Below are 15,886 nucleotides of genomic sequence, written 5' to 3'. Positions count from 1 at the left end.
AGGCGGGTGGTCAGGGCTGGCGGGACGTGTCGATGGCCCAGTGCCGCCACGTGGACGTGACCTGCATGCCGACCTTCTCGTAGAGGCTCAGGGCGCCGGTGCGCGAGTCCGTCGACAGTTCAGACCTCGTCGCGCCGTGCTCACGTGCGCGCTCGAAGGAGTCGACGAGGAGGGCCCGGGCCAGGCCGCGGTGGCGCTGGTCCCGCCGCACGGCGAGGCGACTGACGAACCCGGTGTCCCCGGTCAGCTGCAGGATCGACGTGCCGACGACTGCCCCCGAGGGGTCCGTCATGAGCCGCAGGTGCCACGGCTCGAAACCGGGTCGTTCGACGACCTGCGCGGTGAAGTCGGAGTAGGGCTCGCGCTCCCGGTCGGCCCACTCGAGGAAGGCATCCTCCACGACGAGGTGCGCCGCACGGTAGTCGGCGTCCCCTTCCGCGGCGCGAATCGCGTACCCCTCGGGTATCGGCTGCGGCTCGATCGTCCTGCCCTGCGGCATCTCGAGCACCCACGACGTCCACAGGACCTCGTACCCGAGATCCCGGAGCAGCCGCTCGCCGTGGGACCCGGCGGGCACGGGTTGGCCGACGAGGCCGCTGCCGTCCCGACGGCTGACCCGCTCGGTCCACCGGGCCAGAGCGGTGCCGACCCCGCGGCCGCGGTGGTCGCCGGCGACGACGGCGGTGGCTCGACGGCCGGAGGACACCTCGGCGTAGCCGACCAGGTCCGCACCGTCGAACACGCCGATGCTCTGTGTCACGAGGTCGAAGCTGGGGCGCTGCCAGTCGCTGACGAGGTCCGCCTCCTCGATGGCCACCATCCCGATGCTCTCCAGCTCGTCGGCCGCCATGAGCTCGAAGACCGCCGAGGTGTCAGAGAGGGCCAACGGACGCGTGGTGCAGCCCTCGAGCCCGAGGTCGTTGATGTCCCGCTGCGAGATGGTCATGAGTGCTCCTCCGGAGGGTCCGCATGCGTGGCGGTCTGGGTGGGGGCGAGGCCGATGGAGTGCCGGAAGGCCGCCAGGCCTTCGACGTGCAGCGGGTGCGGGCCACGTCGGAAGGTCCCAGGATGCAGGACCAGCGTCTGGTTGAGCGCCAGCTCGCCGGGTCGTCGCTGAAGTCGCCGTATGCCGCTGGGCTGGTACCCGACCTTGCGGCTCACTGCCATCGAGGCCGGGTTGTCGGTGAAGGCACCGGAGGTGATCTCCACGGCGCCGAGGTGGTCGAAGAGGAACGCGCACATGGTCTGGCGCATGAGCGTTCCGATGCCCTTGCCCTGGTGAGGGCGACCCAGCCACGATCCTGTCTCCCCCGACTGCGTCACGAGGAAGTCCTTGGTCGAGAAGCCCTGAACGCCGACCAGCGCGCCCTCGAAGCGCACGGCGAGGTTGAGCTCCCAGGCCTCCGTCGAGAAGGAGGCACGCGTCTGCCAGTGGTACTGGGCGAAGCGCTGGTTGAAGTCGTCGTCGGCCACATCTGTCCACGGCACCGCGAACGGCATGACCGCCGGGTCGTGGATGCCGCCCTTGGCGATGGCGGCCAGCTGCGTGAGGTCATCGTCCGTGATGCCGCTCAGCTGGATGGGCCCGGCCGAGATGCGCAGGCCCAGCATCGGCAGCAGGTCAGCGACGGTGTGTCCCATGCGGGCCAGTGTCCCGACCGCTCGGCAGTCCCAACAACCGACTTTCCGCTCCTGGCTGAGACCCAGTGGCGCCGGCCCACGTCACCGACGGTTGGTGAGATCACGTCACCACATGGTGAGACGCGCAGCACGGTCGATTGACTTCCCCCGGGGCCCGTAGGACGGTTGACCCGTGGCCCGAATTCTCGTACTTCCATAGCGCGCCGACCAGCAGCACCGGTCAGCGCGCTTCCCCTTCCGTCCGCCACAGGACTGAGGGGTTTTTTTGTGGCCGCACCCGGGGGCCCTGCCCCCATCAGAACCGAACCAGGCATCCCAGCCGAGCGAACCGGAGAGAACCGTGAGCGAAACCACGAAGCAGGCACCTTCGCCCGCGGACGTGGCCCAGCGGGCCCGCCCGAAGCCCCCCACCGACCCGACGAGCGCCGCCCCGGCTCCCGTCGTGGAGGCCGTCGAGGTCACCGGTGCCCAGGCTCTCGTACTCGCGCTCGAGGCGGTCGGTGCCGACACGGTCTTCGGCATCCCGGGCGGGGCGATCCTGCCCGCCTACGACCCGATGCTCGACTCGAACAAGGTCCGCCACATCCTCGTCCGCCACGAGCAGGGCGCGGGCCACGCCGCCGAGGGCTACGCCTCCGCGACCGGCAAGGTCGGCGTCTGCATGGCGACCTCGGGCCCCGGTGCGACGAACCTCGTCACGGCAATCGCTGACGCCCACATGGACTCGGTCCCGATGGTCGCGATCACCGGTCAGGTGTCGAGCGCCAGCATCGGCAGCGACGCCTTCCAGGAGGCGGACATCCGCGGCATCACCATGCCGATCACCAAGCACAACTACCTCGTCACCGACCCGGCGAAGATCGCCCAGGCGGTCGCCGAGGCCTTCCACGTGGCGAGCACCGGCCGCCCCGGCCCGGTCCTCGTCGACATCAGCAAGGACGCGCTCCAGGCGACGACGACGTTCAGCTGGCCGCCGCCGATCGACCTGCCCGGCTACCGACCGGTGACCCGACCGCACAGCAAGCAGATCCGGGAGGCCTCGCGCCTCATCGCTGCCGCCCAGCGGCCGGTCCTCTACGTCGGTGGCGGCGTCGTCCGCGCCCACGCGAGCGACAAGCTGCGTGAGCTCGTCGAGCTGACCCAGATCCCGGTCGTCACGACGCTGATGGCTCGCGGCACCGTGCCGGACAGCAACCCGCTCAACCTGGGCATGCCCGGCATGCACGGCACCGTCGCCGCCGTCACGGGCCTGCAGAAGTCGGACCTCATCATCGCCCTCGGTGCCCGCTTCGACGACCGGGTGACGGGCCAGCTGTCGACGTTCGCCCCCGAGGCGAAGGTCATCCACGCGGACATCGACCCGGCCGAGATCTCGAAGAACCGGGCCGCCGACGTGCCGATCGTCGGCGACGTGGGCGAGGTCATCGGGGACCTCATCGAGCAGATCCGCGCCGACCAGGCGAGCGCCGGGCCGGACGGTGCCGACGGTGTCGCCGGTGTCGCCGGTGCCGGCGGCTGGGACTACGCCGCGTGGCGTGAGCGGGTCAACGGCTGGAAGGAGACCTTCCCCCTCGGCTGGACCGAAACCGAGGACGGCACCCTGTCGCCGCAGTACGTCATCCAGCGGATCGGCCAGCTGACGGGTCCGGAGGGCACCTACGTCGCCGGCGTGGGCCAGCACCAGATGTGGGCGGCCCAGTTCGTCCAGTACGAGCGGCCCAACGCCTGGCTCAACTCAGGGGGCCTCGGCACGATGGGCTACGCGGTGCCCGCCGCGATGGGCGCCAAGGTCGCCGAGCCGGACCGCACGGTCTGGGCGATCGACGGCGACGGCTGCTTCCAGATGACGAACCAGGAGCTCGCCACCTGCGTCATCAACAACATCCCGATCAAGGTGGCGGTGATCAACAACAGCTCGCTCGGCATGGTCCGGCAGTGGCAGACCCTCTTCTACAACGAGCGCTACTCCAACACCGACCTCCAGCCGATGCAGCAGCGGGTCCCGGACTTCGTCAAGCTCGCCGACGCCTACGGTTGCCTCGGCCTGCGGGCGGAGACGCCCGAGGAGGTCGACGCGGTCATCAAGCAGGCGCTCGAGACCAACGACCGGCCGGTCATCATCGACTTCGTCGTCCACCGCGACGCGATGGTCTGGCCGATGGTCCCCGCCGGCGTCAGCAACGACAAGATCCTGGCCGCCCGACACGAGGCGCCCGTGTGGGAACGCGAGGAGTGAGGAAGCACCGATGAGCAAGCACACCCTTTCGGTCCTGGTGGAGAACAAGCCCGGCGTCCTGACGCGCGTGGCGGGCCTGTTCTCCCGCCGCGGTTTCAACATCGACTCCCTCGCCGTCGGTCCGACCGAGATCCCCGAGATCTCGCGGATGACGGTCGTCGTGGAGGTCGAGGGCAGCGCCCTCGAGCAGGTCACCAAGCAGCTCAACAAGCTGATCGAGGTGCTCAAGGTCGTCGAGCTCGACCCGGCCTCGTCGGTCCAGCGCGAGATCCTGCTCGTCAAGGTCCGTGCGGACGCGACGACGCGCACCCAGGTCATCGACACGATCCAGCTCTTCAAGGCCAAGGTCGTCGACGTGACCACAGACGCGGTCGTCATCGAGGCGACCGGCACGACCGACAAGCTCAAGGCCCTGCTCGACGTCCTCGAGCCCTTCGGCATCAAGGAGCTCGTCCAGTCCGGCATGGTGGCTGTCGGGCGGGGTGGCCGGTCCATCACCGACCGCTCGCTCCGCAGCGCCTGAGCCGAACCCCCGAACCCAATCCCCATCACAACGAACCAAGGAGAGGCCCTCATGGCCGAGATGTTCTACGACGACGACGCTGACCTGTCCATCATCCAGGGCAGGAAGGTCGCGGTCATCGGCTACGGCAGCCAGGGCCACGCCCACGCACTCAACCTGCGCGACTCGGGCGTCGATGTCCGCGTCGGCCTCGCCGAGGGCAGCAAGAGCATTGCGAAGGCGGAGGCCGAGGGCCTCACGGTCCGCAGCGTTGCCGACGCCGTCAAGGAGGCCGACCTCGTCGTCATCCTGACGCCGGACCAGGTCCAGCGCTCCGTCTACGCCAACGAGATCCAGCCCAACCTCCAGGAGGGCGCCGCGCTGCTCTTCGGGCACGGCTTCAACATCCGTTTCGGCTACATCAAGCCCGAGGCCGACGCCGACGTGCTCATGGTCGCCCCGAAGGGCCCGGGTCACATCGTGCGGCGTGAGTTCGCCGATGGCCGTGGCGTCCCGGTGCTCCTCGCCGTCGAGCAGGACGCGACCGGCTCCGCCTGGGACCTCGCCAAGTCCTACGCGAAGGCCCTCGGCGGCCTGCGCGCCGGCGGCATCAAGACGACCTTCACCGAGGAGACCGAGACGGACCTCTTCGGCGAGCAGGCCGTCCTGTGCGGTGGCGCGAGCCAGCTCGTCATGTATGGCTTCGAGACGCTCGTCGAGGCGGGCTACCAGCCCGAGGTCGCCTACTTCGAGTGCCTCCACGAGCTCAAGCTCATCGTCGACCTCATGATCGAGGGCGGCATCGCCAAGCAGCGCTGGTCGGTGTCCGACACGGCTGAGTACGGCGACTACGTCTCCGGCCCGCGTGTCATCGACCCGAGCGTCAAGGAGAACATGAAGGCCGTCCTGGGTGACATCCAGAACGGCGCGTTCGCGAAGCGCTTCATCGACGACCAGGACGCCGGCGCGCCGGAGTTCAAGGCGCTGCGCGAGAAGGGTGCCCAGCACCCGATCGAGGCCACCGGCCGCGAGCTGCGCAAGCTGATGGCGTGGGTCAAGCAGACGGACTCCGACTACACCGAGGGCTCCGCGGAGCGCTGAGTCCCGCTTCGGCGAGGCACGACATGGAGGGTATGCCGCTGGGCTCGGTCCCACGGCATACCCTCCGTCGCGTCTCGGCCGGGTGAGCAGACGTAGGATCGGCGCCATGGTGGATCCGGGCCGGGGAGGGATGCGAGCGCTGCGCGCGTTCGTCTTCCTCGCTGTCGCGACCGGGCTCACCGTGGTCGGACACGTTCTCGGGGGCGGCTCGGTGTCGGCCCTCGGGGTGGCGGCGCTGGCCGTCGTGGTCTGGCCGGTCGCCCTGGTCGGCTCGGCCCGGCAGCGCCGAGTGCCGCACCTGCTGCCTGCGCTCGCGCTGGGCCAGTTCGCCGGGCATGCCGTGCTCGGCTACGTGGACGCTGCCGTCGGGTCGCTGTCCGCGGGCACCGGCTGCGCTCCCGCGGGGGCTCTGCACGGCCACCTGCTGCTCGACTGCACCGGCTCCGCCATGGCCATGAACGGCCACGTCGGCACGCCTGCGATGACGGTGGCGCACCTCAGCGCTGCTGTCGTCCTCGCGGTGGTGCTCGCCCGGGGCGAGGCCCTGCTGTGGCAGGTCCTCGACCTCGCCGTGCCCGTCCTGCCGCGGCTCGCCCCTCCGGTCGTGGAGCACCTGCGGGCCACCTTCGTCGTGCGTCCGAGCCTGCGCGGGCTCGACGTGGCGGTCGTCCCGGGGCGTGGACCCCCGGTGCCTGCCTGATCCCGGCCCTCGGCGCTGACGCGCCTGGGGGCGTCCGACGCGTGCGCTGAGGCGCCGCGTCGAGATCACGCCTGCCCGACCCCACCCCGAAGGACCGTCATGACCCACTCGTCCCTGCCCATGCCCTGCTCACCCCGTCATCGCCGCCGGTCGGCGCGCCCTGCGGCGGTGGGCCTGGCCCTCCTCGCCGTCCTCGGTGTCCCCGCCTGCGGCGCTGCCGGTGACCCCGCCTCGACGGCGTCGTTGTCCTCCTCCCGATCGAGCCTGCCCAGCTCCGTCACGCTCGAGTCCGGCTGGGCCAAGGCCGGCTCCGGGATGACCGCGGTCTTCGGAACCGTGGTCAACGGCACCGAGCGGGAGGTCACCATCATCGGAGGCTCGAGCGCGTCCGCCGACGAGGTGCAGGTGCACACGATGGCGAAGCAGCCCGACGGTTCGATGAAGATGGTGCAGAAGAAGGACGGCCTCAGCGTGCCGGCTGGTGGCTCGGTCGAGCTGGCGCCCGGCGGCGACCACATCATGCTGGTCGGTCTCGCCGCACCACTGGTCAACGGGGACGACGTCTCCCTCTTCATGACGACGAGCGCCGGCGCGGAGCTGGCGTGGACGGTCCCGGTCCGGTCCTTCGCCGGGGCCGAGGAGACCTACGTCCCCGAGGACCACTGATGGACCGGGTCGAGCGGAGGGCCGTGCTGCGGACCGGCCTGCTCGCCGGCGGCGTCGGAGTGGCCGCAGTGGCCGCGACTCGCGCGGCGTCGGGGCCTGGTCCGGCCGGGCAGGATGCGGCCAGCCCGGCATCGGGCCAGGGCAGCCGGGCTGCACGGCCCGCGACGCTGCCCTTCCGGGGGCCCCACCAGGCGGGAGTGGTCGACGAGCCGCAGCCGTTCGCGGCCTTCGTCGGCCTCGACCTGCCCAAGGGCGCCACGAGGCAGACCTGCCGCCGGCTCCTGCGGGTCTGGACCGACGACATCGAGCGGCTCATGGCGGCTCGTGGCCCGCTCACGGACCTCGAGCCGGAGCTGGCCGCGGTGCCCTCCCGGCTGAGCGTGACGGTCGCGGTGGGCCCGGGCTTCTACGCCGCGGCCGGTCTCGAGGCGGACCGCCCCTCCTGGCTGGCGCCGCTGCCACCCTTCGAGGTCGATCGCTTCGAGCCGCACTGGCCGCAGACCGACCTGCTCCTGCAGATCCGCGCCGACTCACCGGTGGCCGTGGCGCATGCACAGCGCCGGCTCGTCGTGGGGGCGCAGCCGCTGGCGGTGCAGCGCTGGGTCCAGCGCGGCTTCCGTGAGCCGCTGACCGCGGTGCGGCCCGGGATGCCGTTCCGCAACCTCTTCGGCCAGGTCGACGGCACGGTCCAGCCGGCGACCGGCGGAGCCGAGGATGGCCTCATCTGGCTCGGGTCCGGCGGCCTGCCCGCGCCCCAGGGTCTGGCGGGTGGCACGTCGCTCGTGATCCGGCGCATCGCGATGAACCTCGACACGTGGGACGAGGTCGACCGCGCCGGCCGCGAGCACGCCATCGGTCGCCGCATCGCCACGGGCGCACCTCTGACTGGGAGGGTCGAGTCGGACGTGCCGGACCTCGCCGCCACCGACGCGCTGGGGTTTCCCGTCATCGATCCCGTCTCGCACATGCGTCGAGCCATGCCCCTCGCACCGCACGAGCGGATCCTCCGTGCGCCGTACTCCTACGACGACGCACCGGGCCCGGGGGAGCGGTCCAACAGCGGGCTGGTGTTCGTGTCGTTCCAGGCCGATCCCGTGCGGCAGTTCGTCCCGATCCAGCAGCGGCTGGCGGAGGCCGACCTGTTGAACATCTGGACGACTCCGGTCAGTAGCGGCGTCTACGCGGTGCTTCCGGGCGCAGGGGCCGGGGAGGACCTGGGCGCGGCGCTCCTCGCCTGACCTGCTCGGGGTCCACGATTCGGGACGGGCGGACCATGCAGTGATACGCGTCACCCACGGACGCGTTCACATGCTGGTAACGACTGATGACCCCGGCCGTCACCTGCGCCTAGACTGCGTCCGGCACACCGCGGTGCCGCACTCTTGGCCCGCGTGCTTCCTCGGGCCGCGCACCCGCCCCGAAAGGATCCTCTGTGACCAAGCCCGTTGTGCTCATCGCCGAAGAGCTGTCACCCGCAACGATCGAGGCACTCGGCCCGGACTTCGAGGTCCGGACCTGCGACGGAGCCAACCGTGACGAGCTCCTGCCGGCCCTGGTGGACGTCGACGCGGTCCTCATCCGTTCCGCGACGAAGATGGACGCCGAGGCGATCGGCGCGGGCCGGCGCCTCAAGGTCATCGCCCGAGCCGGCGTGGGCCTCGACAACGTCGACGTCCAGGCGGCGACTCAGGCGGGCGTCATGGTCGTCAACGCCCCGACCTCCAACATCACGTCCGCCGCGGAGCTCGCGATCGCCCTCCTGCTGGCGACCGCGCGCAACATCGCCCCGGCGAACCAGGCCCTCAAGGGCGGCGCCTGGAAGCGCAGCAAGTACTCCGGCGTCGAGCTGCTCGACAAGACCGTCGGTGTCGTCGGCCTCGGCCGCATCGGCGCCCTCGTCGCCGAGCGACTCAAGGGCTTCGGCATGAAGGTCATCGCCTATGACCCCTACGCCTCGCCCGCGAAGGCCGGTCTCGTCGGCGCCCAGCTCGTCGGCCTGGACGAGCTGCTGGCCCAGTCGGACTTCATCACGGTGCACCTGCCCAAGACCCCCGAGACGATCGGCCTCATCGGTGAGGATGCCCTCTCCAAGGTCAAGCCGTCGGTTCGCATCATCAACGCCGCTCGCGGCGGCATCGTCGACGAGGCCGCCCTGGCCCGGGCCGTGGCCGAGGGCCGCGTCGCCGGTGCCGGCATCGACGTCTTCGCCACGGAGCCGACCACGGAGTCGCCGCTCTTCGAGCACGAGTCGGTCGTCGTCACCCCGCACCTCGGCGCCTCGACCGAGGAGGCCCAGGAGAAGGCGGGCATCTCGGTCGCCAAGTCGGTGCGCCTCGCGCTCTCCGGTGAGCTGGTCCCCGACGCGGTCAACGTCTCGAGCGGCTACATCGCCGAGGAGGTCCGTCCCGGCATCCCCCTCGTCGAGAAGCTCGGTCGCGTGTTCACCGCCGTCGCGGGTGCCACCCCCGCGCAGCTCGACGTCGAGGTCCGCGGCGAGATCACCGAGCACGACGTCAGCGTGTGGAAGCTCGTCGCGCTCAAGGGCCTGTTCACCGACGTCGTCGAGGACCCGGTGACCTACGTCAATGCTCCGGTGCTCGCCGAGCAGCGCGACTGCCAGGTCCGCCTGCTCACCGATGCGGCGGCCGGTGACTTCCGCAACGTCACGACGCTGCGCGGCACCCTGAGCGACGGCACGATCGTCAGTGTCTCCGGCACCCTGACCGGCCCGAAGATGGTCGAGAAGCTCGTCGGCATCAACGGCTACGACCTCGAGGTCCCGCTGTCCGACCACATGCTGGTCTTCGAGTACTCCGACCGCCCCGGCATCATCGGCGCCGTCGGCCGGATCCTCGGCGACTCCGACATCAACATCGGCGGCATGCAGGTCTCGCGCCAGGCCGACCAGGCCATCGGCGTGCTCAACGTCGACAGCGCGGTTTCGTCGCAGCTCGCGGGGGAGATCGCCGCGGCGGTCGACGCGAAGTCGTTCACGGTGATCAACCTGCAGGACTGAGCAACCCGTTCCGTATGCCGCTGGGCTGGGACCGCGCGTCACGCGTGGACCCAGCCCAGCGGCATACCTGCGTCTGGGGACGGTCCGGCCTCCCGTGATGTCGGTCACGTGGAGGAGATCTTCGCGTCACATACCGGGCACGGCGTCTCATTTTCTGGAAACCCCCTGTACCTCTGAGTAACCGCGCGTACCGTGATTGACATGACGCGGCAGGTCGTACTCATTGCCAGCCGCGGCGAGTTTCAGTAGTCAGCTACCTCGCCGCGGTGATCCCGCGTTCCCTCCCAGCTGACGGCTCGCCCACCCGGGCTCGAGCCCTGAAACCCCCACTTCGACGTGTATTAAGGATGAAGCCATGAGCGAAGACGCCCAGGCCGCCCGCCAGGCGCTGCAGGAGTCGATGGACCTGCGCGACCAGGGCCACACCGACGACTGAGTCGGTCTGACGCCAGCTGAGGCCCTCTCCCGTTCGTGGGGCGAGGGCCTCAGGCATGTCAGGAACTGAGACGTGCATTCCACATCACAAGACGATCCCTAGGCTGGAGACATGGCAGCAGCGCAGCGTGCAGAGGGTGAAATGCAGGACTACTCGATCGCCGTCGTCGGTGGCGACGGGATCGGCCCCGAGGTCGTCGCGGAAGGTCTGAAGGTTCTCGAGGCGGCCACCTCGGCCAGCGGAGCGAAGTTCTCCACGACCGACTACGACCTCGGCGCTCGCCGCTGGCACGCCACCGGCGAGACGCTGCCCGACTCGGTCCTCGAGGAGCTCCGCGGCCACGACGCGATCCTGCTCGGCGCCATCGGTGACCCCTCGGTGCCGAGCGGTGTCCTCGAGCGCGGGGTGCTGCTGCCCATCCGGTTCGCACTCGACCACTTCGTCAACCTGCGCCCGGCCAAGCTGTTCCCCGGTGTGGCCAGCCCGCTCGACGTCGCCCGCGTGGCTCCTGATGGCATCGACTTCGTCGTCGTCCGCGAGGGCACCGAAGGGCCCTACGTCGGCAACGGTGGTTCGCTCCGCACCGGCACGCCGAACGAGATCGCCACCGAGGTCAGCGTCAACACCCGCTTCGGTGTCGAGCGCGTGGTCCGGGACGCGTTCGCCCGCGCCCAGGCCCGTCCGCGCCAGCACCTGACGCTCGTGCACAAGCACAACGTCCTCACCCACGCCGGCCACCTGTGGCGGCGGACGGTGGAGGAGGTCGCGGCGGAGTTCCCCGAGGTCGAGACCGCCTACCAGCACGTCGACGCGGCAACGATCTTCATGGCCACCGACCCGGGCCGGTTCGACGTCATCGTCACCGACAACCTCTTCGGCGACATCATCACCGACATCGCGGCTGCCATCGCCGGTGGCATCGGTCTGGCGGCCTCCGGCAACATCAACCCGGCACGCACGACCCCGAGCATGTTCGAGCCGGTCCACGGCTCGGCCCCCGACATCGCGGGTCAGGGCAAGGCTGACCCCACGGCGGCCGTGCTCTCCGTGGCGATGCTCCTGTCGCACCTCGGACTCGTCGACGCGGCCGGCCGGGTCGAGGCCGCTGTCGCCGCCGACCTGGCCGAGCGCGGTGACGCCGTCCGCTCCACGGCACAGGTCGGCGACGCCATCGCCGCCCGCCTCTGAGGCGTCGCCCGCCCGCTTTCGCCGTCTCACCATGTGGGCGATAGCCTGCAGTGGATCACTGCTGATTTGCCGCTACGGAGGTTTGCCATGACCCAGTTGTCCTTCGAGGTCACTCGTCGCGAGGACGTCACGCCGTCCGAGCGCATCGCCCAGGTCCACGAGAACCCGGGCTTCGGCAAGACCTTCACCGACCACATGGTCGTCATCGAGTGGAGCGCGGCCGACGGGTGGACCGGGGCTCGTGTGCAGCCCTATGGCCCGTTCCAGCTCGACCCGGCCGCGGCGGTGCTGCACTACGCCCAGGAGATCTTCGAGGGCATGAAGGCCTACCGGCACGCGGACGGGTCCGTCTGGACGTTCCGGCCCGAGGCCAACGCCGCGCGCTTCGCCCGCTCGGCCCGGCGCCTGGCCCTGCCCGAGCTGCCCGAGGCCGACTTCATCGAGTCGCTGCGCCAGCTCGTCGCCGTCGACCAGGAGTGGGTGCCGGGACCGGACGGGGAGAAGAGCCTCTACCTGCGCCCCTTCATGTTCGCGTCGGAGGCCTTCCTCGGCGTCCGCCCCGCCCAGCGGGTCACCTACTCCGTGATCGCCTCGCCGGCCGGCGCCTACTTCACCGGGGGCCTCAAGCCGGTGACCCTGTGGATCTCGACGTCCTACGCTCGCGCCGGAGCGGGCGGCACCGGCGCCGCGAAGTGCGGCGGCAACTATGCCTCCTCCCTTGCGGGGCAGCTCGAGGGCGCCGAGCACGGCTGCGACCAGGCCGTCTTCCTCGACTCGTCGACGCACACCTACATCGAGGAGCTCGGGGGGATGAACCTGTTCTTCGTGACGAAGGACGGCAAGATCGTCACGCCGGAGCTGACGGGGACGATCCTCGAGGGCGTCACCCGGGCCTCGATCCTCGAGCTCGCCAAGGAGCTCGACCTCGAGCCGGAGGAGCGGCGCATCCGCATCGACGAGTGGAAGGAAGGGGCGGCGTCCGGCGACATCGTCGAGATCTTCGCCTGTGGCACCGCGGCCGTCGTCACCCCTGTCGGTGAGCTGCGCTGGGACGGCGGCTCGGTCGACCACCGCCGCGACGGCCACGAGGACAAGGTCGCCACGGCCATCCGCAACCGGCTGCTCGACATCCAGTACGGCCGGGCCGAGGACTCACACGGGTGGATGACGCGCCTCGTCTGATCGCGACCGACCTCGACGGCACGCTGCTCCGGTCCGACGGGACGCTCTCTCGTCGGACCGGCGCTGTTCTTGCCGCAACGGAAGAGGCCGGCATCGAGGTCGTCTTCGTGACGGCGCGCCCGCCGCGCTGGCTCGACGAGCTCGCCTCGGCCGTGGGTGGTCACGGCACCGCCATCTGCGGCAATGGTGCCTTCGTCTACGACGTCGCTGCGAGGACCGTCGTCAGCAGCTCCGGCTTCGAGCACGCCGTGGTCCGCGACATCGTGGCCGACCTGCGCCGAGCGGTGCCCGACGTCGCTTTCGCCGCTGAGCGCGGGGGTGGACTGTGGTTCGAGTCGGCCTTCCCGCACGATCCGTCCCACGCCGTGCCGGATGATGCGGTGGAGGCACCGATCGACGACCTGGACGGCGAGCCGGTCGGCAAGCTGCTCGCCAAGTCGGCGACGCTCCCCGACGATGACTTCTTGGAGCGGGCCATGGCCGTGGTCGGTGACCGTGCCCACGTGGCGTTCTCGGGCGCCGGAGGACTCGCCGAGATCAACGCCGCGGGGGTCACGAAAGCGGCCGCGCTCGAGCGCTGGTCGGGCCGCCTCGGGATCCGAGCCGAGCACGTGTGGGCCTTCGGGGACATGCCCAACGACGTGCCGATGATCCGGTGGGCCGGGGTGGGCTGGGCCGTCGCGAACGCCCACCCAGAGGTGCAGGCCGTTGCCGACCGCATCTGCCCGTCCAACGACGACGACGGCGTGGCCCAGACGCTGGAGCGTCTCCTGAGAGAAATGGTCTGAAGCAGAACCATTGACGAGTTGACTTTCGCAGGTGTTGGATGCGTCACATCATTGGACGCGGTGGGCGAAGGTCTGCCGCCTGATGTTTGTGAGGTAGTGCATGAGCGTTCCTCCGTCATCCGAGCCGCACCTGGCCTCCCGAGCAGCGGCTGCTGACCTCCACGACGACGAAGCTCTGCTGGCCGAGCTCGGCTACAAGCAAGAGCTGCACCGAGGGATGAGCGGGTTCTCCAACTTCGCCGTGTCCTTTTCCATCATCTCGATCCTCGCCGGCTGCATCACCACCTACTACCTGGCGATGGACGCCGGCGGACCGATCGCCATCTCCATCGGCTGGCCGGTCGTCGGGATCTTCGTCCTCTGCGTCGCCCTGGCGATGGCCGAGATCTGCTCCGTCTACCCGACCGCTGGCGGGCTCTACTACTGGGCGGGCCGGCTGGCCCGACGCAACAAGCGCATCTGGGCCTGGTACGTCGGCTGGTTCAACTTCCTCGGAGAGATCGCCGTCACCGCCGCCATCGACTACGGCGCGGCCATCACCTGGATGGCCCTGCTCAACCTGACCTTCGGTCTCGAGGTGACGGCCACGAGCACCTTCGTCGCCTTCCTCGTGATCATCGCCCTCCACGGGCTGCTCAACACGTTCGGCGTCAACCTCGTCAAGGTGCTCTCCAACGTCAGCGCCTGGTGGCACGTCATCGGTGTGGCCGTGATCGTGGGCATCCTCTGGCTCGTGCCGGACCAGCACCAGTCGCTGACCTGGACCTTCACGGAGTTCCGGAATGAGACGGGCTTCGACTTCGCCATCCTCGGTCTGCCCTACGCCTTCCTCGTCGGACTTCTCATGGCGCAGTACACCTACACGGGCTACGACGCCTCCGCGCACGTGGCCGAGGAGACCAAGGGCGCCGCGGTAGAGGCGCCGAAGGGAATCGTCCGCAGCGTCTGGGTCTCGATCATCGCCGGCTGGATCCTCCTCGTCTCCGTCACGGCGGCGATCCAGGACTACGACGCGCAGCGCGCCACGGAGACCGGACTGCCTCCGGCACAGATCTTCATCGACGCAGCGGGCGCCGGGCTCGGCAAGTTCATGCTCCTCATCGCCGCGGTGGCCCAGTTCTTCTGCGGCATGGCGTCGGTGACGGCCAACTCGCGGATGTCCTTCGCGTTCTCGCGTGACAATGCGCTGCCTGGCTCGCGCTGGTGGTCGAAGGTCAACCCGAGGACCGGCACGCCGACCAACTCGATCTGGCTGTGCGTCGTCGGCTCCATCGTCGTCGCGCTGCCGGCGCTGTGGAGCATCGTCGCCTACGCGGCGGTCACGTCGATCGCCGTCATCGGGCTCTACATCGCCTACGTCGTTCCCGTCTTCCTCCGACGGACCCACCCCGAGTTCCGGCCGGGCCGCTGGAACCTCGGACGCTGGAGCGCCCCGATCGGTTGGATCGCGGTCGGCTGGGTGGCGATCATCGTCGTCCTCTTCATGCTGCCGGCCTACGCCCCGGGCACGTGGGGGGACGACACCTTCAACTACGCACCGGTCGCCGTCGGCGTCGTCATCGTCTTCGCGACGGTCATGTGGTTCCTCGTCGGACGGCACCACTTCATGCGGGACGTGCCCGAGGGCCACGACACGAAGGCCCCGTCGGAGCTGCTGGGCTGAGCGATGGCGCACGACAGGCCGGCGGGTGAGCTCGCGACGACGGCGTTGCCGGATGCGGTCCTGCGTCCGGCGTCCGGCAACGCCTTCGAGCACGCGGTCGAGCAACTGGCGCGCGCGATCCGTCTCGGCGTGCTCCGCGACGGTGAGCAGCTGCCGCCCGAGCGCGAGCTCGCGGAGCGCCTCGGCATCAGCCGCAACACGCTCCGCGATGCGATCGCCGCCCTCCGCGAGTCCGGCCTGGTGACGACGCGGCGCGGTCGCGGTGGCGGGAGCCGGGTGACGTATGCCGCTGAGTCGCCTTCCGCGCTCAAGGGGTCCTACGTGCGCAGCAGCGCTGACATGGAGGACGCGTTCGCCTTCCGTCGGGTGGTCGAGCCCGGTGCCGCCTGGGTCGCCGCCACCCGCTCCATGGCTGCGGACCAGCGGGCCTGGCTCGTGGACAGCCTGGACAAGGTCGACCTGGCTGCCGAGCCCGCAGCCCACCGGGTCGCCGACTCGAGGCTGCACCTGGCGATCGCGACCCTCTCCGGGTCGCCGATGCTCGTAGACGCGGTGACGCGAGCCCAGGCGGCCCTGCACGAGATGTTGACCGCCATCCCGGTCCTGCGGCGAAACATCGAGCACTCGAACGACCAGCACCACCAGATCGTGACGGCGATCCTCGCAGGGGACCCCGAGCGAGCGCGGGAGGTCATGGAGGAGCACTGCGATGCCACCTCTGCCCTGCTGCGCGGGCTCATCGGCTAGACGAACCAGGAAGAGGCAGC

14 protein-coding genes are annotated in these 15,886 nt (G+C 70.1%); 12 read left to right on the top strand and 2 right to left on the bottom strand.

Annotated features, from left to right (window positions below; all coding sequences use genetic code 11):
• Positions 1 to 10: 10 nt before the first annotated feature.
• Entirely contained in the window at positions 11 to 946 is a 936-nt protein-coding gene (locus OO014_RS07080; RefSeq protein ID WP_272461589.1) for a GNAT family N-acetyltransferase, read from the bottom strand.
• Positions 943 to 1,641, bottom strand: a complete 699-nt coding sequence (locus OO014_RS07075) for a GNAT family N-acetyltransferase (RefSeq protein WP_272461588.1) — start codon at positions 1,639 to 1,641, stop codon at positions 943 to 945. The genes OO014_RS07080 and OO014_RS07075 overlap by 4 nt, the downstream gene beginning before the upstream one ends.
• A gap of 340 nt (positions 1,642 to 1,981) precedes the next feature.
• Here OO014_RS07075 and OO014_RS07070 point away from each other — a divergent pair, with 340 nt between their 5' ends.
• The 12 genes from OO014_RS07070 (at position 1,982) to OO014_RS07015 (ending at position 15,866) form a co-directional block, all read left to right on the top strand.
• Entirely contained in the window at positions 1,982 to 3,877 is a 1,896-nt protein-coding gene (locus tag OO014_RS07070; RefSeq protein ID WP_272461587.1) for an acetolactate synthase large subunit, read from the top strand.
• A 10-nt stretch (positions 3,878 to 3,887) separates the two neighbouring features.
• Positions 3,888 to 4,400 carry an acetolactate synthase small subunit gene (ilvN, locus tag OO014_RS07065; RefSeq protein WP_272461586.1) on the top strand — a complete coding sequence of 171 codons (513 nt, stop codon included), beginning with the start codon at positions 3,888 to 3,890 and terminating at the stop codon, positions 4,398 to 4,400.
• A 51-nt stretch (positions 4,401 to 4,451) separates the two neighbouring features.
• Positions 4,452 to 5,480: a ketol-acid reductoisomerase gene (gene ilvC / locus OO014_RS07060; RefSeq protein WP_272461585.1), complete on the top strand. Its 1,029-nt coding sequence runs from the start codon at positions 4,452 to 4,454 to the stop codon at positions 5,478 to 5,480.
• 106 nt (positions 5,481 to 5,586) lie between these two features.
• Positions 5,587 to 6,180, top strand: a complete 594-nt coding sequence (locus tag OO014_RS07055) for a hypothetical protein (protein WP_272461584.1) — start codon at positions 5,587 to 5,589, stop codon at positions 6,178 to 6,180.
• Positions 6,181 to 6,279: 99 nt separating this feature from the next.
• Entirely contained in the window at positions 6,280 to 6,846 is a 567-nt protein-coding gene (locus OO014_RS07050) for a copper chaperone PCu(A)C (RefSeq protein WP_272461583.1), read from the top strand.
• Positions 6,846 to 8,084, top strand: coding sequence for a Dyp-type peroxidase (locus OO014_RS07045; protein ID WP_272461582.1), 1,239 nt, complete (start codon positions 6,846 to 6,848; stop codon positions 8,082 to 8,084). Before OO014_RS07050 ends, OO014_RS07045 begins: the two co-directional genes overlap by 1 nt.
• A gap of 194 nt (positions 8,085 to 8,278) precedes the next feature.
• Complete coding sequence (gene serA / locus OO014_RS07040; protein WP_272461581.1) at positions 8,279 to 9,862, top strand: phosphoglycerate dehydrogenase; 1,584 nt, start codon at positions 8,279 to 8,281, stop codon at positions 9,860 to 9,862.
• Positions 9,863 to 10,409: 547 nt separating this feature from the next.
• Positions 10,410 to 11,486 (top strand): 3-isopropylmalate dehydrogenase, encoded by a 1,077-nt coding sequence (locus tag OO014_RS07035; protein ID WP_272461580.1) that lies wholly within the window; start codon positions 10,410 to 10,412, stop codon positions 11,484 to 11,486.
• A gap of 87 nt (positions 11,487 to 11,573) precedes the next feature.
• Positions 11,574 to 12,668, top strand: coding sequence for a branched-chain amino acid aminotransferase (locus OO014_RS07030; protein WP_272461579.1), 1,095 nt, complete (start codon positions 11,574 to 11,576; stop codon positions 12,666 to 12,668).
• Positions 12,647 to 13,456, top strand: coding sequence for a Cof-type HAD-IIB family hydrolase (locus OO014_RS07025; protein ID WP_272461578.1), 810 nt, complete (start codon positions 12,647 to 12,649; stop codon positions 13,454 to 13,456). Before OO014_RS07030 ends, OO014_RS07025 begins: the two co-directional genes overlap by 22 nt.
• Before the next feature lie 100 nt (positions 13,457 to 13,556).
• Positions 13,557 to 15,119, top strand: coding sequence for an amino acid permease (locus OO014_RS07020; protein ID WP_272461577.1), 1,563 nt, complete (start codon positions 13,557 to 13,559; stop codon positions 15,117 to 15,119).
• A 3-nt stretch (positions 15,120 to 15,122) separates the two neighbouring features.
• Positions 15,123 to 15,866, top strand: a complete 744-nt coding sequence (locus tag OO014_RS07015) for a FadR/GntR family transcriptional regulator (RefSeq protein WP_272461576.1) — start codon at positions 15,123 to 15,125, stop codon at positions 15,864 to 15,866.
• Positions 15,867 to 15,886: the final 20 nt, after the last annotated feature.

Origin of the sequence: Intrasporangium calvum (assembly GCF_028446585.1) — a bacterium.
In the GTDB taxonomy this organism is placed as follows: Bacteria; Actinomycetota; Actinomycetes; order Actinomycetales; family Dermatophilaceae; genus Intrasporangium; species Intrasporangium calvum_A.
Note: the sequence above shows the minus strand (reverse complement) of the source record. Positions and strands in the feature narration are given on the sequence as shown.

What these genes read in the sequence shown, in the direction of transcription:
- OO014_RS07080 (WP_272461589.1), bottom strand. Translation starts at nt 946, where the DNA reads ATGACCATCTCGCAGCGGGACATCAACGACCTCGGGCTCGAGGGCTGC.
- OO014_RS07075 (WP_272461588.1), bottom strand. Translation starts at nt 1,641, where the DNA reads ATGGGACACACCGTCGCTGACCTGCTGCCGATGCTGGGCCTGCGCATC.
- ilvN (WP_272461586.1), top strand. Translation starts at nt 3,888, where the DNA reads ATGAGCAAGCACACCCTTTCGGTCCTGGTGGAGAACAAGCCCGGCGTC.
- ilvC (WP_272461585.1), top strand. Translation starts at nt 4,452, where the DNA reads ATGGCCGAGATGTTCTACGACGACGACGCTGACCTGTCCATCATCCAG.
- OO014_RS07055 (WP_272461584.1), top strand. Translation starts at nt 5,587, where the DNA reads ATGGTGGATCCGGGCCGGGGAGGGATGCGAGCGCTGCGCGCGTTCGTC.
- OO014_RS07050 (WP_272461583.1), top strand. Translation starts at nt 6,280, where the DNA reads ATGACCCACTCGTCCCTGCCCATGCCCTGCTCACCCCGTCATCGCCGC.
- OO014_RS07045 (WP_272461582.1), top strand. Translation starts at nt 6,846, where the DNA reads ATGGACCGGGTCGAGCGGAGGGCCGTGCTGCGGACCGGCCTGCTCGCC.
- OO014_RS07035 (WP_272461580.1), top strand. Translation starts at nt 10,410, where the DNA reads ATGGCAGCAGCGCAGCGTGCAGAGGGTGAAATGCAGGACTACTCGATC.
- OO014_RS07030 (WP_272461579.1), top strand. Translation starts at nt 11,574, where the DNA reads ATGACCCAGTTGTCCTTCGAGGTCACTCGTCGCGAGGACGTCACGCCG.
- OO014_RS07020 (WP_272461577.1), top strand. Translation starts at nt 13,557, where the DNA reads ATGAGCGTTCCTCCGTCATCCGAGCCGCACCTGGCCTCCCGAGCAGCG.
- OO014_RS07015 (WP_272461576.1), top strand. Translation starts at nt 15,123, where the DNA reads ATGGCGCACGACAGGCCGGCGGGTGAGCTCGCGACGACGGCGTTGCCG.